The organism is Nonomuraea jiangxiensis, assembly GCF_900099965.1.
Classification (GTDB): domain Bacteria; phylum Actinomycetota; class Actinomycetes; order Streptosporangiales; family Streptosporangiaceae; genus Nonomuraea; species Nonomuraea jiangxiensis.
Genome location: NZ_FNDJ01000007.1, coordinates 232,138 through 249,966, shown reverse-complemented (window position 1 = coordinate 249,966; position 17,829 = coordinate 232,138). Strand labels below are relative to the sequence as shown.

Here is a 17,829-nt window from a genome sequence, read left to right as displayed (position 1 = left end):
GAGCGCCTGCCACCCCCACTGGATCTCGGCCACGGGCAAGCTGATCAAGCTTCGGCAAAGAAGGTGAACACCTCGGTGCGCGTTTACGATTCCCTGGTCGACCTGATGGGGAACACTCCGCTGGTCAGACTGCACAAGGTCACGGCGGGCGTGCCAGCCCCGGTGCTGGCCAAGGTGGAATATTTCAACCCGGGCGGCTCCGTCAAGGACCGCATCGCGGTGCGGATGATCGAGGCCGCCGAGAAGTCGGGGGAGTTGCGTCCCGGCGGCGTCATCGTCGAGCCGACGTCCGGCAACACCGGCGTGGGCCTGGCGATCGTGGCACAGCAAAAGGGCTATCGGTGCCTGTTCGTGGTGCCGGACAAGGTGGCCGGGGACAAGATCGCGGTGCTGCGCGCGTACGGGGCGGAGGTCGTGGTCTGCCCGACGGCCGTCTCGCCCGATCATCCTGACTCCTACTACTCGGTGTCCGACCGGCTGGCCCGCGAGGTGCCCAACGCCTGGAAGCCCGACCAGTACTCCAACGTCAACAACCCCGCCTCGCACTACCACTCGACGGGCCCCGAGATCTGGGAGCAGACCGAGGGCAGGGTGACCCACTTCGTGGCGGGCATCGGCACCGGCGGCACGATCAGCGGCACCGGCCGCTACCTCAAGGAGGTCTCCGACGGCCGGGTCAAGATCATCGGGGCCGATCCCGAGGGCTCGGTCTACTCCGGCGGGTCCGGCCGCCCGTACCTGGTGGAGGGGGTCGGTGAGGACATCTGGCCGGCCACGTACGACACCGAGATCTGCGACGAGGTCATCGCGGTGTCCGACAAGGACTCCTTCAACATGACCCGCCGGCTCGCCCGCGAGGAGGCGCTGCTGGTCGGCGGCTCCTGCGGGATGGCCGTCGTGGCGGCGCTGCGGGTGGCGGCCAAGGCCGGGCCCGACGGGGTGGTGGTCGTGCTGCTTCCCGACGGCGGCCGTGGCTACCTGTCGAAGATCTTCAACGACGACTGGATGGCCGACTACGGCTTCCTGACCACCACCTCCGAGGAGGGGCTGGTCGGCGACGTGCTGAGGCGCAAGCGGCCGGGGCTGCCGGAGTTCGTGCACGCGCATCCGCATGAGTCCGTCGGCACGGCGATCTCGATCATGCGGGAATACTCGGTGTCCCAGCTGCCGGTGATGAAGGAGGAGCCGCCGGTCATGGCGGCCGAAGTGGTCGGTTCCATCGTCGAACGTGACCTCCTCGAAGCCCTTTACCACGGCAGGCTCTCCTCCGATGACTCGATCGCCGATCACATGTCGGCACCGCTACCCATGATCGGCAGCGGTGAACCCGTGGCGCGGGCGGTCGAGGCGCTGGAGAAGGCCGACGCCGCCGTGGTCCTGGAGGACGGCAAGCCTTCGGGGCTGATCACCCGCCAGGACCTGCTCGCCTTCCTCGCCAACCACTAGCCACCCCGGCCTACCGCCGGGCGCCGGGAAGCCCTCCCTGGCGTGCTGGGGGCTCTCCTGGGGGGTACTCCGGGGCGGCCGGGAGGCCGCCTGGGTGGTTGGGAGGGCTGCTGGTGGGTGGGGGCCGGCTCCCATGGTGCGAGACCGGCTCATGACGTGAGAGGTCCGCTCAGGAGGGTGGGAGACCGGCTCATGAGGTGAGGGGTTCGCTCAGGAGGGTGGGAGACCGGCTCAGGACGTGAGGGGTCCGCTCAGGGGGTGGGAGACCGGCTCAGGGGAGGGGGAATTCGGCGACCACTTGCCAGGCGCCCTCGGGGGTCGGGCCGGCGTGGAGCCGGCCGCCCAGCGCCTCCACCCGTTCGGCCATCCCGACCAGTCCGAAGCCGCCGCCCAGGCGGGAGACCCGCGGGTCCGCGGCGGCGCCGAAGTTCCGGATCCGCAGCACCACCGCCTTCTCGTGGCGCCGCAGGGTCACCTCGACCCAGGCCGTACGGGCGGCGTGCTTGCGCACGTTGGTCAGCGCCTCCTGGAGCACCCGGTGCAGGGTGGTCATGACCTCCGGCGGCAACGCGCGGTCGTTCAGCCCCTGCCCGATCTCGAAGGCCACCTTCGGCCCCTCGGCCGAGAACCGGTCGGCCAGCAGGCGCAGGTCGGCCAGCGTGACCCCGGGTCTGCGGTCGGCGCCGTCCTCGGTACGCAACACCGTGACCATGCGCCGCATCGAGGTCAGCGCCTCCGACCCGGCCGTGGCGATGGCGTCCAGCGCGGGGGCCACCGCCTCCGGCCTGGTCTCCGCGACCGTACGGGCGGCCTGGGCCTGGACCACGATGCCGGTGATGTAATGGGCGACCAGGTCGTGCAGCTCCCTGGCCAGCTCCAGCCGCTCGGCCTTGCGTACGGAGTGCACCGCCTCCGCCCGGCGTTCCTGCTGGAAACGCAGGTAACCGCCGATGCCCGCCGCCGTCGACCACCCCACGAACAGCAGGAACGACAGCGCCAGCCCCGAGGAGTTGTAGTCGCGGCCCAGGGACTCCGCCATCAGGACCACCAGGCTCACGCACGCCAGCTGCGCGGCCCGGCGTACCGGCTCGACGTGCCGCAGCACCCCGACGAGCAGGATGAGCAGCGCCCCGGTCTCCACCAGCCCGGGGGCGCCGTTGAGGTGGGTGCTCCCGATCGCCGCGGACACGCTGAACGACAGGGCCAGCATGAGGACGAACCCCTCCAGCCGGCGCCGCCTCCGCAGCACCACGGCCACGATGCCGGCGATGCCACAGGCGAACGCCAGCCACTGCAGTCCTCCGATGGAGACCGCGAGCGCGAGGTCGAACATGAGCAGCAGGCCCAGCCAGCCGAGCATCGCGATCTCGCTCAGCCGGCGGATCCAGTACACGAGGCGGTTGGAATCCCCCACGGCCCGAGCCTAGGCCGGAAGTCGGACATGTCGTATCAACCGTTCGGCCGAGAGGGCTCGTCAGAGACCCGTCCTTCAGCGGAGGCGGCGGGCGGCCGCGTCGCCCATGCTGGGATGTGTCGGAAGGGGGACAGGAAATGGTTGCCATCGGATTCCTACTACTGGGCGCCGGACTGGTCATGGGAGTGCTACTCGCGCTCGCTGATCCCGTGCTGCTCTCCCGCGTCGGCGGGGCGCGCGCGGAAGACGGCCGGCCGGAGGCCGACGTGGTACGGCTCCCGCCCCGGTCAGGCGGGGACCGGGAGTTCGAGGCGGCCTGACCGCCCCGGCTCGCGCGGGGAACGAGGCGCGAGCCACGCGGGCGCCGTGGGGACGGTCGTCCGCGAGCGGCCCGCGATCCGGAGGGGACGGATCGCGGGCCGACTTCCGTTAACGTGGCCTTTATGAGCAACGGTTTTGAGACCCTGGCCATTCACGCTGGTCAGGAGCCCGACCCGGTGACGGGTGCGGTCGTGCCGCCGATTTACGCGACCTCCACGTACAAGCAGGACGGCGTGGGCGGGTTGCGCGGGGGATATGAGTACAGCCGCTCGGCCAATCCCACCAGGACCGCGCTCGAAGAGGCGCTGGCGGCGGTGGAGGGAGGGGTGCGCGGGCTGGCGTTCGCCTCGGGGATGGCCGCCGAGGACACGCTGCTGCGCACGGTGTGCAAGCCGCAGGACCACGTCATCATCCCGAATGACGCCTACGGAGGCACCTACCGGCTCTTCTCCAAGGTCAACCAGCGCTGGGACCTGCACTTCGACCCGGTGACGCTCAACGACCTCGACGCCGTCGCCGCGGCGATGACGCAGAAGACGAAGGTGGTGTGGGTCGAGACGCCGACCAATCCGCTGCTCGGCGTCGCCGACATCGCCGCGCTGGCGCAACTGGCCCACGAGTGCGGGGCGCTGCTGGTGGTGGACAACACGTTCGCGTCGCCATACCTGCAGCAGCCCCTGTCCCTGGGGGCGGACGTCGTCGTGCACTCGACCACCAAATACGTGGGCGGTCACTCCGACGTGGTCGGCGGGGCGCTGATCACCGCCGACCGCGGGCTGGGCGAGGAGCTCGCCTACCACCAGAACGCCATCGGCGCGGTGGCCGGGCCGTTCGACGCCTGGCTGACGTTGCGCGGGCTCAAGACCCTCGGCGTGCGCATGGACCGTCATTGCGACAACGCCGAGCGCGTCGTCGGCCTGCTCACCGCGCACCCGCGGGTGACCCAGGTGCTCTACCCGGGGCTGCCCGAGCACGGCGGTCACGAGGTGGCGGCCAAGCAGATGAAGCGGTTCGGGGGGATGGTGTCGTTCCGCGTCGCGGGCGGCGAGGCGGAGGCCGTGGCGGTGTGCGATCGCGCCAAGCTCTTCACGCTGGGCGAGTCGCTGGGCGGGGTCGAGTCGCTCATCGAGCATCCGGGCAGGATGACGCACGCCTCGGTGGCCGGGTCGCCCCTGGAGGTCCCCGGCGATCTGGTGCGGCTGTCCGTCGGGATCGAGACGATCGACGACCTGCTCGCCGACCTCACCCAGGCACTGGGCTGACCCACCTGGGCGTTCGTGCCAGGCCACCGGGCACTCGGTCGGAGCGCCCGGGAGCCTGGCTCAGCCGGTCGGGAAGACCATCAGGAACAGGATCACCAGCCAGATCAGCCCGAGCAGCCCGCTGATCGCGGCGATCCGCCCGTTCTGCACCTTCGCGTCGTCGTCCGTGCTCTCGCTGGAGAGCACCCGGACGGCGGTACGCAGGTCGCGGTCGATGATGACGAGCAGCACGGCGGCCACGATGAACAGTGTCATCGAGGCCGTCATGTACCACTTGCCGAGCAGCCCGTTGCCGAGGACCACACCGAGCACCACCCCGAACACGAAGACGCCCAGGGTGCCGAGGCTGTAGATCCTCGTCATGCGCTGGATGATCCGCAGCGCGGGCACGTTCTTTTCACGGATGATGCGGGGCGCGGTCATCGTCGCGGCGGTGACCGGGCCGATGGTGAAGATCGCGAAGCCGATGTGCAGCCAGAGAAGCAGGGACGACATGCCGCAGAGACTAGTCCCCAGCGATCTCGGTGGGGGAGTCGACACTCTCTTTGCCCTCCGGGGGGCATCGCATGATCAGCTCTCGTGCTGCTATGGCGACGATCATCAGCACGAGGAGAATTACTGTGGCTATCGCGGCAATCATGGGCACCCCTCCTTCCCCCGATCGGACCTGAATATCGTCCTTAATGACTAGACGGTGGTGCAACGGAATAAGTTCGGCCGCGCTATGGTTGGTGGCCGTCGCTCTTTTCTTACCCACAGGGCACAAGGAGGTGCCGTCAGTGGCCGTCAGGCATGTCGAGCCGTACTCCGACGAATGGCTGCAGCAGCCGATCGGCTATGCGCAGCAGGTCGTTGACGTGCTGGGAGCCGAGGTGGCGGACTGGTGGGACGGCCCGTGCGATCCGCGCGGCGTCACGCTCCGGCTGGCCGACGGCAACGCGCTGGTGTGGGACGAGGAGAGCGGCTGGCGATTCGGCGGGTTCGTCTCCGGAGGGCGCGGCAAGCACACCGAGCTGGCCGGCATCCGTTATCTGGGCCACGGCCTGCTGCCGCTGCCGGAGCGGGTGCCGATGGCCCTGAGCGAGGCCAGGGCGGGAATCGGCGCCAGCTCGGCCTGGCGCCCCTGCTACCGCTCCCACCGCAACTGCCGCGACGGCTTCGACGTCGGTCTCACGTTCTACTCCTCGCTGGTCGACGCCTGACCCCTCGCGCCGCCCCTCCCCGCCCGACCCCTGATCCCGGAACCGAGGGCAGCGCCTGACCCGTCCCAGGTCCCCTACGGAGAGGGCGCGTCCGGTGGCCTTCGGGGTCTCCTGGACGAGTCCCCGCCGATGGGCGCTCCCAAGTGGGTCAGGACAGGACGAGCAGGATGTGCTCGTCCTCGCCGTGCCGGATCGTGCCCGTCCGCCGGAAGCCGTGCTTCTCCAGGAGGCGGACCGAGGCGGTGTTGGCGTGGAAGGGGTCGGCGTGGAGGGGACGGGTCTTCTCCTGCTCCAGGAAGAGCCCCAGGGCCACGCCGCCGACGCCGCGCCCCCAGAACTCGCGGCCCAGCCAGTAGCCGATGAACCGTTTGTCCGCCTCCCACCAGGCCACCAGATTTCCCGCCAGGGCGCCGTCGGCGATGACCGCCTGCACGTGGACCGTGGGATCGCCGAGGATCCGGGTGGTCCAGTGGCGCAGGAACGCCTCCCGCGGCCTGGGGGCGAACCTGGACCGGCGCACCGCCTCCGGGTCGTGCTCCTGCGCCAGGAACACCTCCAGGTCCGCCTCCACGACGTCTCTCAGCCGCACGTCACCGTCGCTCATGCCGGCGATTCTGCCCGAGCGCACCGACAGAATCCGCGCCTCACCCGGGACGGCGATCAGCGGGTACGGCGGAGGCGCAGGAAGTCGCTGACCACGTATTCGCCCAGGCGTTCGGCACTGGGGGAGAAGACGCGCCCGCCGTTCCTGCGGGCCACCTCGTCCACGAACTCCTTCAGCCGGTCGTCGGCCGCCAGCATGAAGATGTTGATCGTGGCCCGGCGGCGGGTCATCTTGTCCACCTCCGCCAGGGTCAACTCCAGCGTCTCGTGCGACGGCGGCCACTCGAAGGCGGATCTGCCGTTGCGCATGAGGTGGGCGGTGGGCTCGCCGTCCGTGACCACCAGGACCACCGGTTCGAAGTCGGGGTGGCGGTCGAGGTGGCGGCCCGCGATGAGCAGGGCGTGGTGCAGGTTGGTGCCCTGGACCATGTCCCAGTCCAGGCCGGCCAGCTCGTCCGGCTGCAGCACCCTGGCGTAGTTGGAGAAGCCGATGATCTGCACGGCGTCCTGCGGGAACTTGGAGGCCACCAGGGCCTGCAGGGCCAGGGCCGTCTGCTTGGCGGCGGCCCAGGTGCCACGCAGGGCCATCGAGTAGGACAGGTCCACGAGCAGGCAGACCGCCGCGGCGCTGCGGCGCTCGGTCTCGGCCACCTCGAAGTCGTCGACCGACAGGCGCACCGCCGCCCGCTGGTCGGGCCGCCCCGCCGGGCTCACGCCGCCGCTGCGGACACCGTTGACCAGGGTCCGTACGACGTCGAGGGGCTGCTCGTCGCCGAAGCGCCACGGGCGGGACGAGCCCGTGAGCTCGCCGGCCGAGCCCGCGTCGTGCTGGTCGTGGTCGCCGCGCCGGCCCGCGTCAAGTGAGGCGAACACCCGGCGCAGCGCCGTCTCGCCCAGCCGCCGCACCGCCTTGGGGGTGAGCTCCAGCTTGCCGCGGCGGCGCAGCAGGTAGCCCTGCTCCTCCAGCTCACGCTCGATCCGCTTGAGCGCCTCCAGGTCGTCGACGGCCGAGCGGCCGAGCGCACGGCGTACGGCGGCCTCGTCGATGTCGTCGAGCCGCGCGCCCGGGTAGTCCTGGCGCAGGGCGGTCTCCAGCTGGGTGAGGTCGGCCAGCTCCTCCAGGGCGGTGACGGCGTCACCCATGTCCAGCGGCTCCTCGCCGGTGAGCCGCTCGGGGGCGTTCCAGGCCAGGTCGGGGCGGCGGGCGTAGAGGGACTCGCCCAGGCGGCGCATCTGGTCGGCGAGCCCGGCCTGTTCGAGGGTCTGGTTGATGAGGTTGCCGAGCTCCTCGCGCTGGCGCGGGGTCATGGAGGCCAGCATGCGCTGCGCGGCGGCGGCGCGGCGGGCCAGGATGTCGACGAGCTCGTCAAGGTTCCGCGGCTTTTCGGGGAACAAATCGCCATATTTCCCCATAAAAGCGTCGAAGTCGGCCTGGGTGTGCTCGCCGCGGGCGTCCTTCTCCAGCATGTCGTTCAGGTCCGACATCATCTGCCGGACGCGCTCCATGGCCTCCGGATCGGGGTTGGCCAGCGCGTCCCGCAGCCCCTTGAACTGGCTGTCCAGCACCTCCCGGCGCAGCAGGGCGCGCAGCTCCTCGAACGTCTGGCGGGCCGCGGACGAACGCCACTCGTACGTGCTCAGCTCCTGGATGGCGCTGGCCGTGTCCTCGGGCAGCGCGTCGAGCCCCGCCTCGCGCATCCGGGCGTCGTCGGAGGGATCGGGGAACAACTCGGCCCGCTCCTGCCCGATGGCCTTGTCCAGCAGCGCCCGAGCCTTCTCCAGCGTGCCGTCGAGCCGTCCCCGCTCGCGCAGGTCACGGCGGCGCCGCCGGACCTCCCTGAGCATGTCGTCCAGCCCCCGGCGGTCCTGCGCGCCGGGCAGGCCGCGCTTGAGCAGGTCACGCAGGGCGTGGACCGGCGTCGAGCCCGACAGGATCGCATCGCCCATCTCGTCGAGGGCGGCCCGCACGTCGTAGGGGGGAGCGAGAGGGTCGGGGCCGTCGTGGTACTCGCCATAGCGGTAGGCCATCACGAACCCAAGCTAACCCGATCCGCCCGCGCGTGCCGCACTTCGCGCGGGCTACGCGTCCCCGTAGATCTCCCACACGTGGTTCAGCGAGTCGGCGCCGGGCGTGTAGTCGATCTTCACCAGCACGGGGTGCTTGACCGTCTTGAGGGCCTTGGTGAGCTCCGCTGACGTGCAGTTCTTCTTGCCGAGGCCGTTCCTGTCGGCGTTCACCGGGCGGCCCGCCAGCCAGGTGTCCCCGCACCGGGCCGTGGTGCGCTGGAAGCCCGTGGCATAGGTGTAGCCGAGCCTGATCCGCGTTGCGCCGGTCGCGAACAACACCGTGGTGTCGTTGATCCGGCTGATCGTGCCGCGGGCCGTGCGCGGATCCGGCCGCTCGGCGACCAGGAGTTCGTTGATCCTGGTGGCCTTCCCGTCCTGGTGCTCGACGCGTACCGGGACGGGCCCGCGCGCCAGCGCGTCGGCCAGATCGGCGGGCTCGCACCGCGTGCGGCCGAGGCCCTCGCGGTCCACCGCGACCCGGCCCTCGGTCTCCTTCAGGTCGCAGGCCACCGTGACGCGACCGTAGGAGGCGCCGGTGTAGTCGAGCCGCAGCTCCTTGGCGCCGTTGAGGGACTTGATCGTGTACTGGACGTGCCCCCGGCCGTGGAGCGGGGTCGCCGACCTGGGCATGATCCGCAGGTGGCCCTGGCCGTCCGGCCAGGCGTAGCCGTACACGGGCGCCGGCGGCGCGCTCGCGGCTTGGGCGGGCACGACGGACGTGCTCAGGGCGAAAGTGATGGCATAGGCAAGCGGACGCATGGGCGGCCTCCCCCGATGGAGCGATCAGCAATCACTATGACGCTGGAAGCCGCCCGGTTGTTCACGTCCGGTAGACCGTCACTCCGTCAAGATCGTCCTTCGACAGCCGGCGCATCAGGTAAAGCCCTTCGAGCGCGAACTCCAGCGCGGCCGCCGCGTGCCCCGGGGACTCCTCCCCGGCGCCCATGCCGAGCCGGGCCATGACCTTGGCCAGGCCCGCGACGGGACCGATCCGGTGCAGCAGCTCCCCGGCCGGCACGAGCTCGCCGGACTCCACCTGGTTGCCCTCGGCGAACTTGTCGGTCACCGGCGACAGGTCCATCCCGCCCAGCCGGCTCCTGAACGTCTCGGCCGTCGCCCGCCGCAGCAGGTGGGAGAGGATCTCGGTCTCCCGGCCCTCCTCGCTGACCTCGAACTCCACCTTGCCCCGCAGGCTGTGCACGATCGGGCCCAGGTCGGCCACGCGCGTGACGGCCTGCTCCTCGCCCGTGATCGCGGCCCTGCGCACCGCCGAGGCGGCGGCGGTCTCGGCCGCCGCGATCGAGAAGCGCGCCGACACGCCGGAACGGGCGTCCACGGCGGTCGACTCCCGCACCAGCCGGGTGAACCTGGCGATCACCTCGACCAGGTGCTCGGGGATGTCGGCCCCGATGTCCGGCACGGACTCCTGGCGGATGAGCGTGAGCTCGTCCTCGACCGTGAGCGGGTAGTGGGTGCGGATCTCGGCGCCGAACCGGTCTTTCAGCGGCGTGATGATCCGGCCCCGGTTGGTGTAGTCCTCGGGGTTGGCGCTGGCGATGAGCAGGATGTCGAGCGGCAGGCGCAGGTTGTAGCCGCGCACCTGGATGTCGCGCTCCTCCAGCACGTTGAGCAGCGACACCTGGATGCGCTCGGCCAGGTCGGGCAGCTCGTTGACCGAGAAGACGCCCCGGTTGGTGCGCGGGACCAGGCCGTAGTGCACGGTTTCCGGGTCACCGAGCGTGCGCCCTTCGGCGATCTTGATGGGGTCGACGTCGCCGATCAGGTCGCCCACGGAGGTGTCGGGAGTGGCGAGCTTCTCGCCGTAGCGCTCGTCGCGGTGCTTCCACGCGACGGGCAACTCCTCGCCCAGCTCCCGCGCCAGCGCGAGGCAGCGGGTGCAGACCGGCGCGTACGGGTGATCGTTGATCTCGCAACCCTCGACGACCGGCGTCCACTCGTCCAGCAGCATGGTGACGGTGCGAATGAGCCGGGTCTTGCCCTGCCCGCGCTCACCGAGCAGGACCAGATCATGGCCGGCCAGTAAAGCCCGCTCCAAGTGGGGCAGGACGGAATCGTCGAAGCCCACGATGCCGGGGAAGCGGGGCTCACCCGCCCGCAGCTTGGCCAGCAGGTTTTCCCTGACCTCGGCTTTGACGGTGCGATGAACGTGGCCGCTCTCTCGCAACTCGCGGAGAATACGTGGCTGATGCACGGGATCGAGACTACGTCCCCTGAGGGAAATGTGGCAGAGAGTTTCGCACCTGGCGGAGATTTCGGATCTTGACGATTGCGTGACGGTTCGTGTGCGTGCTTGTCCCTTTACGGGGGAGAATCGGGCCTAGGGAACTTGGACATGTCGAGGGAGGCGAGACGCGTGGCCTTGATGACAAGCCGCTTCTCCGACGGCCTCGCCGTGGGTTCCGACCTGGTGGAGGCCGCACAGAACGCCGTCGGCCGGGCACTGTCGAGGCTCAGCGGCCAAGCCGACCTGGTCTGCTTCTTCATCTGCGGCGACGATCCCGAGGACGTCGCCAAGGCCGGTCAGGCGGCGATGAGGATCGCGCCCGAGGCGCACGTGATCGGGTGCAGCGCCACGGGGGTGATCGGCGACGGGCAGGGTGTGGAGTTGACGCCTGCCGTGAGCGCTTGGGCGGCGACCCTGGACGGGGCTCGGCTGACCACGTTCGCGCTGGAGACGCTGGCGGCGGAGGACAGGTTCGTGGTGGTGGGGCTTCCGGAGCGCGGAGGTGACGACCATGTGGCGATCCTGCTCGCCGACCCGTACTCGTTCCCGACCGACGCGTTCGTCGAGCGCTCGGTGGACGTGCTCGGTGACCTGCCGCTGATCGGCGGGCTGGCCAACGGATTGCAGGGGCGGGGCTCCGTACGGCTGTTCGCCGACGGCGAGATCTACACCGAGGGAGCGATCGGCGTACTGATCAGCGGCCCGATCAAGATCAGCACTGTGGTCAGCCAGGGCTGCCGGCCGATCGGCCCCAGCATGGTGGTCACGGCCGCCGAGCAGAACCTGCTGCTGGAGCTGGCCGGGCAACCCGCGCTGGCCCGGCTGGAGGACATCGTCAGCGAGCTGGACGAGGACGACCGCGAGCTGGTCGCCTCCGGCCTGCAGATCGGCCTGGCCATGGACGAATATGCCGAACGCCACGAACGCGGCGACTTCCTCATCAGGGGAGTCATCGGTATCGACCCCGAACGCGAGGCCGTGGCCATCGGCGACATCGTGGAGGTCGGCAGGACCGTACGGTTCCAGGTGCGCGACGCGGCCACCGCGGACGAGGACCTGTACGACCTGCTCGACGCCCACCGCGAGGAGCTCGGCAAGGTGGAGGGGGCGCTGCTGTTCTCCTGCAACGGGCGGGGCTCGGCCATGTTCGGCACGGCGGACCACGACCCGATCGCGCTGCGGGACACCCTCGGCCCCATCGGCATCGCGGGCTTCTTCGCGGCCGGGGAGGTCGGTCCGGTGGCGGGCCACAACCACGTGCACGGGTTCACGGCCTCGGTGCTGGTGTTCTCCAGCGCCGCGGGCGCCCACTGACACGCCGGGGCGCCCGAGCGCGGCCTACGCGGGACGGCGGGGCTGGAAGAGCCAGGCGTCGAAGAGCGGCCGCAGGTCTCGGCCGGACAGCCGCTGGGCGAGGTCGATGAACTGCTCCGTGGTGACGTTGCCGTAGCGGTGCTCGGCGGCCCACGTCCTGATCAGCAGGAAGAAGGTCTCGTCGCCCACGGCCTCGCGCAGGGCGTGCAGCGTCATGGCGCCGCGCACGTAGACCGACTGGTTGAACAGGTCGTGCGGCCTGGCCTGGCCCGGCGGGTAGGTCCACATCGGATCGGTGGCCGGGCGGCCGTGATAGTCGTTGAAGATCGCGTCGGTGGTCCGCGTGCCCTTGTGCTCCGACCAGAGCCACTCCGCGTAGGTGGCGAAGCCCTCGTTGAGCCAGAGGTCCTTCCACCGGTTGATCGTCAGGCTGTCGCCGAACCACTGGTGGGCCAGCTCGTGCGCGATGATGGTCGCGTCGGGGTCGAAGCCGCCGTAGAGCGGCTTGGTCTGGTTTTCCAGCGCGTAGCCGGCCGTGTAGTCGTCGATCACGCCGCCGGTCGAGGAGAACGGATAGGGGCCGAAGACCGTCGACCAGTAGTCGGTCACCTCGGCGGAGGTCCGGTAGAGCTTGTCGAGCGAGCCCTTGAAGGCCGGGTCGACGGCGGCCAGGTTGACCACGCCACCGGGCGTCCTGCCCTGGCGCAGCTCGAACCTGCCGAGCGTGGCGGTCGCGAGATAGGTCGCCATCGGGTGGCTCTCACGCCACCTGAACGTGGTCCTGCCCCCGGCGGTCTTGGGCTGCCCGACCTGCTCGCCGTTGGCCAGCGCCGTCACCCCGGCGGGCACGGTGATCGTGAAGTCGAAGGTGGCCTTGTCGGAGGGGTGGTCGTTGTTGGGGAACCAGGTCTTGGAGCCGTCGGGCTCGGAGGCCACGAACGCGCCGTCGGAGGTGGCCATGAAGCCGTAGGAGCCCAGGTTGGCCCGATCTTTGGCCGGTGCGGGCACCCCGGAGTAGGTGACCTTGACGGTGAAGCGGCTCGTGTCCGGGATCGCCTCTGAGGGCGTCACGGTCAGCTCGTCGCCCTTGTGGGCGAACTTCGCCGGGGAGCCGTCCACGGTGACGCCGCCCACGTCGAGCCCTGCCAGGTCGAGGTTGAAGCTGGACAGGTCGTGGGTGGCGGCGGCCTGGATGGTGGTCACGCCGTCGAGCCGCCTGGTCGCGGGGGTGTAGTCGACCGCCAGGTCGTAGTGGGCCACGTCGTAGCCGCCGTTGCCGTCGGTGGGGAAGTCGGCGTCGCCGATGCCGGCCGCGCCGGGACGGGCCTCGGCGGGGACCGCGAGGCCGCCGGCGGGCGCACAGGCCAGCACGCTGATCAGCGCCGCCACCACTGCCATCCCGCGCCTGTTGGAACGCATCGGCGTTGCAGCCCCCTTCGATTCGTGACCAGGATATTACGCTGGGTCAGGCGTAGACGACGACCGTCCTGGCCGCCTTGTCGTGCAGGCACTGTTTGCGGGGGTCGAAGATCATCCACCCGACGTCCAGCAGGAGGCCGAAACCGCACAGCCACTGGAACACGCTGGCCACGGCCTGCCTGACCGCGGTCTGCCCCGCCTCTATTTTCGCCCCGTTGTCCTGCACCACTCTAATGCCGAACACCTTCTTGCCCGGCGTCTGGCCGTTCCAGAAGGAGTGCAGCAGCCAGAAGTACAGGAATCCCACCAGCCCGGCCGTGAAGACGTGCTGCACCGTGTAGCCGTCCCAGAAGCCTCTGCCGGTGTCCCAGGCGGCCTGCCAGGTCGTCCAGCCGAAGGGTGTGGAGAGCAGGTTGATGATGAGCCAGTCGAGAGCGCCGGCGAACAACCGCCGCCAGCGCCCCGCCAGCCCCGGTGGCGGCGATCCCATGAAATCCTGATCACCACCGCCTGGTAACGACAAACTAAAGGTTGCCCCTGCGTTCCTGCTCCCGCTCGATCGCCTCGAACAGCGCCTTGAAGTTGCCCTTGCCGAACCCGAGCGAGCCGTGCCGCTCGATCAGCTCGAAGAAGACCGTCGGCCGGTCCTGCACCGGCTGGGTGAAGATCTGCAGCAGGTAGCCGTCCTCGTCCCGGTCCACCAGGATCTTGCGCCTCTTCAGCTCCTCGATCGGCGCCCGCACCTCGCCGATGCGCTCCCGCAGCTCGGGGTCGTCATAGTACGAGTCGGGCGTGTCCAGGAACCGCACCCCGGCCGCCCGCATGTGGTCGACCGTCGTGAGGATGTCGTTGGTGGCCAGCGCTATGTGCTGGACCCCCGGACCGCCGTAGAACTCCAGGTATTCGTCGATCTGCGACTTCCTGCGGCTGACGGCCGGCTCGTTGAGCGGGAACTTGACCTTGCGCGTCCCGTCGGCCACGACCTTGGACATGAGCGCCGAGTACTCGGTCGCGATGTCGTCGCCGATGAACTCCGCCATGTTCGTGAAGCCCATCACGTCCCGGTAGAACTTCACCCACTCGTCCATCCTGCCCAGCTCGACGTTGCCGACGCAGTGGTCGATGGCCTGGAACAGCCGTCCGGTCCGCGTCGCGGGCGGCGCCACCAGCGGCTCCGCGGCCACGTAACCGGGCAGGTAGGGGCCGTGGTAGTTGGTCCTGTCGACCAGCGTGTGCCGCGTCTGGCCGTAGGTGGCGATGGCCGCGAGCTGCACCTTGCCGTGCTCGTCCTCCAGCGTGTACGGCTCCGCCAGCTCCCGCGCCCCGTGCGCGACGGCGTGGGAGTGGGCCGCCTCCACGTCGGGCACCTGGATGGCCAGGTCGATCACCCCGTCACCGTGCTCGGCGACATGCCGGGCCAGCTCGGTGCCCGGGCGGACCGAGGCCCGGAACTCGAAGGTGGCACTGCCCGACGTGAGGACATATCCGACCTCGTCGCGGGTGCCGGTCTCGGGACCGCGATAGGCCACCAGCCGCATGCCGAACGCGGTCGAGTAGTAGTGCGCTGCCTGCCTGGCGTTGCCCACGGCGAACACCACGGCGTCCATGCCATTGACTGGAAAGACATCACTCATAGCACCAACTCTCGATTTATCTGGACGAGTTGCGCAACAGCTACCTGGCTGAGTAGACATATTGCCTAGCTGATCAGCGAAATCTCGGGTAAATCTGTACAGCATGACGATCGACGACCTGGACGCCCGGCTCATCGCCCTCCTGACCGCCGAGCCCAGGCTGGGTGTGCTCGAATGCTCGCGCCGGCTCGGCGTGGCCCGTGGCACGGTCCAAGCCAGGCTCGACCGGCTGCTCGACCGGGGAGTGGTCACCGGGTTCGGCCCCGACGTGTCGCCGGAGGCGCTCGGCTACGACGTCACCGCGTTCGTCACCCTGGAGATCAGGCAGGTCGCCGGGCACGACCCGGTGGCCGATCGGCTGGCCCTCATTCCCGAGGTGCTGGAGGTGCACACGATCACCGGCGACAGCGATCTGCTCTGCCGGGTGGTGGCTCGCACAAATGCCGATCTGCAACGGGTTATTGACCAGATCGTCGAAGTTCCGGGTGTGCGCAGGACAAATTCGATCATCGCCCTCGACACTCCGGTTCCCTACCGTGTGTTGCCATTGGTGGCCGATGTACCACGTCGGGGGACGCGCTAAGCCGTACTATCGCCTGAGGGACGAGGCACCATTGTCGATCGTTTACCCTTGGCATTCGCCCAGCTTGCGGGGGTTGGGCGACGCTTGGCTAGGGGGTCGAGGGTGCGGATCGGTGGTGCAAACATGGTGCGAAAACGGCGAATACTTCGACTTCTACTGATTTCTTTTGGTGCCGGGATCCTGGTACTGGTCGGGCTTTTCGCCATCGCATGGGCCATCACTCCTATTCCTGACACGACCCAGAAACAGGCGACCGCACAAGGCTCGGTGATCTATTACCGGGACGGCAAGACCGTGCTGGCGCGCAAGGGCGTCGACCGCAAGAACGTGGCGCTGTCCCAGGTGCCCAAGCACGTGCGCGACGCCGTCATCGCGGCCGAGAACCGCTCCTTCTACCAGGACGCCGGCGTCTCACTCAAGGGCACCGCGCGGGCCCTGTGGTCGACCATCACCGGCCAGCAGCTCCAGGGTGGCTCCACGATCACCCAGCAACTCGTGCGCAACTACTACAGCGGCCTGAGCCAGGAACGTTCCATCACCCGCAAGTTCAAGGAGATCCTCATCTCGATGAAGGTCGACCAGTCCAAGTCGAAGGACTGGGTGCTGGAGCAGTACCTCAACACGATCTACTTCGGCCGCGGCGCCAACGGCGTCCAGTCCGCCGCCCGCGCCTACTTCGGCAAGGACATCGGAGACCTGACCGTGGCCGAGGGCGCCTACCTGGCCTCGGTGATCCAGCAGCCGAGCCGGTTCGCCGACCCCAAGGGCTCGGACCTGGCGGCGGTCCAATACCGCTGGCAGGCGGTGATCAACGCCATGGGGCAGACCGGCGCGCTGACCCCCGCGCAGGTGGCGGCCCAGCACTTCCCCGAGCTCAAGACGCCGAAGAAGCCGTTCGAGCTCAAGGGCCAGTCGCGCTACATGCTGGAGCAGGTGACCGCCGAGCTCAACCGGCGCGGTTACAGCGACGAGGACATCAACGGCGGCGGGCTCAAGGTCGTCACCACGTTCGACAAGAAGCTCATGGACGCCGCCGCGCGGGCCGTCAAGGACGTGCTGCCGAAGTCCACGCCGGAGAAGGTACGCACCGGGCTGGCGGCCGTCGATCCCGCCACCGGCGAGGTCGTGGCCTTCTACGGGGGCCGTCCCTCGCAGTCGGCCTACTACGACAGCGCGTTCTCGGCCAAGGTCCAGGCCGGGTCGACATTCAAGCCGTACACGCTGGCCGCGGCGCTCAACAACGGCTTCGACCTGTCCACCCGGGTGAACGGCAACTCGCCGCTGAAGGTCGCCTCGGCGGACAAGCCCATCCCCAACGACAGCGACCGCTCGTACGGCGAGATCGACCTGGTCACGGCCACCGAGAACTCCGTCAACACCGCCTTCGTGGACCTCGGTCAGAAGGTCGGCCTGGACAAGGTCGCCGAGACCGCCGAGGCCGCCGGCATCCCCGCCGGCCAGCTCCAGCAGCACCAGAACGCCGCCTCCTTCCCGCTCGGCGTGGCCTCCGTCAGCGCCGTCCAGAACGCCTCCGGCTTCGCCACCTTCGCCAACAAGGGCGTGCACATGGAGGCCCACGTGGTGCGCTCGGTCACTGACGGCGCCGGTCGCAAGCAGGTGGTCGACCCGGCCTCCACGCGGGTGGTCAACGAGCAGGCCGCCGCGGACACCACCTACGCGATGGAGCAGGTCGTCAAATACGGCACCGGCACCGCCGCCCGGCTCTACGACCGGCCGGTGGCCGGCAAGACGGGCACCACGGACGAGTCGGCGTCGGTCTGGTTCAACGGGTTCACACCGCAGCTCGCGGTGGCGGTGGACATGTTCCGCGACGACAACGCGACGGTCACGATCCCCGGGTACGGCACGCAGTTCGGCGGCCAGTTGCCCGCGGAGATCTGGCGGGAGTTCATGACCGAGGCGATGGCGGGCAAGCCGGTCGAGGAGTTCCCCGAGCCGTCCGAGTACTACGGCTACGACAGCGGCTACTCCTCGCCGGAGCGGGACCGGGACGTGGCCGACGTGGAGCAGTCGCCGTCGGCGTACCCGGACGACTGGGGGACGCAGGAGCCCGACGTCACCGAGCCTCCGTACACCGACCAGCCCTCGACGGACGTGCCGAACTCCGGCCGGCCTGATGACCGGTCCGAGGACCGGCCGCAGGAGAGCGAGCAGCCGATGGTGGAGGTCCCCGACCAGCAGCAGCCGCCGCCCTCGGACTCCGGCCGGGGGCCCGACCAGGGGCCGGCCCGGGGCGGCCGCGGCAGTGACGGCACCGGCCGCTCCGGGTTCGAGTGACGGCGCCTGAATGAGCGGCCG

General features: G+C 69.6%; 16 protein-coding genes. 7 read left to right on the top strand and 9 right to left on the bottom strand.

All coding sequences use genetic code 11. From position 1 onward, the window contains the following. The first annotated feature begins 75 nt into the window (after window positions 1-75). Window positions 76-1,446: a cystathionine beta-synthase gene (locus BLS95_RS17635; protein WP_090932773.1), complete on the top strand. Its 1,371-nt coding sequence runs from the start codon at window positions 76-78 to the stop codon at window positions 1,444-1,446. Between the two features lie 271 nt (window positions 1,447-1,717). Here the strand turns inward: BLS95_RS17635 and BLS95_RS17630 are convergent, their stop codons facing one another. Beyond that, entirely contained in the window at window positions 1,718-2,860 is a 1,143-nt protein-coding gene (locus tag BLS95_RS17630) for a sensor histidine kinase (protein WP_090932487.1), read from the bottom strand. A gap of 137 nt (window positions 2,861-2,997) precedes the next feature. Here BLS95_RS17630 and BLS95_RS17625 point away from each other — a divergent pair, with 137 nt between their 5' ends. Together BLS95_RS17625 and BLS95_RS17620 are read left to right on the top strand one after the other, a co-directional pair. Continuing rightward, a complete protein-coding gene (locus BLS95_RS17625; protein WP_090932485.1) occupies window positions 2,998-3,180 on the top strand; it encodes a hypothetical protein in 183 nt (60 codons plus the stop codon). A 123-nt stretch (window positions 3,181-3,303) separates the two neighbouring features. After that, complete coding sequence (locus tag BLS95_RS17620; protein WP_090932483.1) at window positions 3,304-4,443, top strand: cystathionine gamma-synthase; 1,140 nt, start codon at window positions 3,304-3,306, stop codon at window positions 4,441-4,443. Between the two features lie 60 nt (window positions 4,444-4,503). Here BLS95_RS17620 and BLS95_RS17615 read toward each other — a convergent pair whose 3' ends face one another. Next, a complete protein-coding gene (locus tag BLS95_RS17615) occupies window positions 4,504-4,938 on the bottom strand; it encodes a hypothetical protein (protein WP_090932481.1) in 435 nt (144 codons plus the stop codon). A 284-nt stretch (window positions 4,939-5,222) separates the two neighbouring features. Here BLS95_RS17615 and BLS95_RS17610 point away from each other — a divergent pair, with 284 nt between their 5' ends. Then, window positions 5,223-5,645 (top strand): DUF6292 family protein, encoded by a 423-nt coding sequence (locus BLS95_RS17610; RefSeq protein ID WP_245765111.1) that lies wholly within the window; start codon window positions 5,223-5,225, stop codon window positions 5,643-5,645. Window positions 5,646-5,793: 148 nt separating this feature from the next. On the opposite strand, the gene BLS95_RS17605 is transcribed toward BLS95_RS17610, so the two are convergent. The 4 genes from BLS95_RS17605 to BLS95_RS17590 all read right to left on the bottom strand — a co-directional run bounded on the left by BLS95_RS17605 (window position 5,794) and on the right by BLS95_RS17590 (window position 10,527). Beyond that, window positions 5,794-6,249 carry a GNAT family N-acetyltransferase gene (locus BLS95_RS17605; RefSeq protein WP_090932479.1) on the bottom strand — a complete coding sequence of 152 codons (456 nt, stop codon included), beginning with the start codon at window positions 6,247-6,249 and terminating at the stop codon, window positions 5,794-5,796. Between the two features lie 56 nt (window positions 6,250-6,305). After that, a complete protein-coding gene (locus tag BLS95_RS17600; RefSeq protein ID WP_090932477.1) occupies window positions 6,306-8,276 on the bottom strand; it encodes a vWA domain-containing protein in 1,971 nt (656 codons plus the stop codon). A 51-nt stretch (window positions 8,277-8,327) separates the two neighbouring features. Then, window positions 8,328-9,074, bottom strand: coding sequence for a hypothetical protein (locus tag BLS95_RS17595; protein WP_090932475.1), 747 nt, complete (start codon window positions 9,072-9,074; stop codon window positions 8,328-8,330). Window positions 9,075-9,135: 61 nt separating this feature from the next. Beyond that, complete coding sequence (locus BLS95_RS17590) at window positions 9,136-10,527, bottom strand: sigma 54-interacting transcriptional regulator (RefSeq protein ID WP_090932473.1); 1,392 nt, start codon at window positions 10,525-10,527, stop codon at window positions 9,136-9,138. A 171-nt stretch (window positions 10,528-10,698) separates the two neighbouring features. On the opposite strand from BLS95_RS17590, the gene BLS95_RS17585 reads away from it, so the two are divergent. Then, window positions 10,699-11,874, top strand: coding sequence for an FIST signal transduction protein (locus tag BLS95_RS17585; RefSeq protein ID WP_090932471.1), 1,176 nt, complete (start codon window positions 10,699-10,701; stop codon window positions 11,872-11,874). A gap of 24 nt (window positions 11,875-11,898) precedes the next feature. Here the strand turns inward: BLS95_RS17585 and BLS95_RS17580 are convergent, their stop codons facing one another. From BLS95_RS17580 to hppD, 3 genes are read right to left on the bottom strand one after another with little or no spacing between them, the layout of a single operon-like run. Continuing rightward, on the bottom strand, window positions 11,899-13,293 hold the full coding sequence (locus BLS95_RS17580) for a M1 family metallopeptidase (protein WP_218135818.1): 1,395 nt from the start codon (window positions 13,291-13,293) through the stop codon (window positions 11,899-11,901). 46 nt (window positions 13,294-13,339) lie between these two features. Continuing rightward, entirely contained in the window at window positions 13,340-13,783 is a 444-nt protein-coding gene (locus BLS95_RS17575) for an RDD family protein (RefSeq protein ID WP_090932469.1), read from the bottom strand. Window positions 13,784-13,817: 34 nt separating this feature from the next. Further along, a complete protein-coding gene (gene hppD, locus BLS95_RS17570; RefSeq protein WP_245765110.1) occupies window positions 13,818-14,900 on the bottom strand; it encodes a 4-hydroxyphenylpyruvate dioxygenase in 1,083 nt (360 codons plus the stop codon). A gap of 130 nt (window positions 14,901-15,030) precedes the next feature. On the opposite strand from hppD, the gene BLS95_RS17565 reads away from it, so the two are divergent. Both BLS95_RS17565 and BLS95_RS17560 read left to right on the top strand, forming a co-directional pair. Next, window positions 15,031-15,510 carry an Lrp/AsnC family transcriptional regulator gene (locus tag BLS95_RS17565; protein ID WP_090932466.1) on the top strand — a complete coding sequence of 160 codons (480 nt, stop codon included), beginning with the start codon at window positions 15,031-15,033 and terminating at the stop codon, window positions 15,508-15,510. Between the two features lie 267 nt (window positions 15,511-15,777). Further along, the gene (locus BLS95_RS17560; protein WP_090932464.1) at window positions 15,778-17,808 is read left to right on the top strand and encodes a transglycosylase domain-containing protein; all 2,031 of its coding nucleotides are present in this window, start codon (window positions 15,778-15,780) and stop codon (window positions 17,806-17,808) included. Window positions 17,809-17,829 lie beyond the last annotated feature (21 nt).

What these genes read in the sequence shown, in the direction of transcription:
- BLS95_RS17575 (WP_090932469.1), bottom strand. Translation starts at nt 13,783, where the DNA reads ATGGGATCGCCGCCACCGGGGCTGGCGGGGCGCTGGCGGCGGTTGTTC.
- BLS95_RS17615 (WP_090932481.1), bottom strand. Translation starts at nt 4,938, where the DNA reads ATGTCGTCCCTGCTTCTCTGGCTGCACATCGGCTTCGCGATCTTCACC.
- BLS95_RS17600 (WP_090932477.1), bottom strand. Translation starts at nt 8,276, where the DNA reads ATGGCCTACCGCTATGGCGAGTACCACGACGGCCCCGACCCTCTCGCT.
- BLS95_RS17605 (WP_090932479.1), bottom strand. Translation starts at nt 6,249, where the DNA reads ATGAGCGACGGTGACGTGCGGCTGAGAGACGTCGTGGAGGCGGACCTG.
- hppD (WP_245765110.1), bottom strand. Translation starts at nt 14,900, where the DNA reads ATGGACGCCGTGGTGTTCGCCGTGGGCAACGCCAGGCAGGCAGCGCAC.
- BLS95_RS17595 (WP_090932475.1), bottom strand. Translation starts at nt 9,074, where the DNA reads ATGCGTCCGCTTGCCTATGCCATCACTTTCGCCCTGAGCACGTCCGTC.
- BLS95_RS17565 (WP_090932466.1), top strand. Translation starts at nt 15,031, where the DNA reads ATGACGATCGACGACCTGGACGCCCGGCTCATCGCCCTCCTGACCGCC.
- BLS95_RS17585 (WP_090932471.1), top strand. Translation starts at nt 10,699, where the DNA reads ATGACAAGCCGCTTCTCCGACGGCCTCGCCGTGGGTTCCGACCTGGTG.
- BLS95_RS17580 (WP_218135818.1), bottom strand. Translation starts at nt 13,293, where the DNA reads ATGCGTTCCAACAGGCGCGGGATGGCAGTGGTGGCGGCGCTGATCAGC.
- BLS95_RS17620 (WP_090932483.1), top strand. Translation starts at nt 3,304, where the DNA reads ATGAGCAACGGTTTTGAGACCCTGGCCATTCACGCTGGTCAGGAGCCC.
- BLS95_RS17625 (WP_090932485.1), top strand. Translation starts at nt 2,998, where the DNA reads ATGGTTGCCATCGGATTCCTACTACTGGGCGCCGGACTGGTCATGGGA.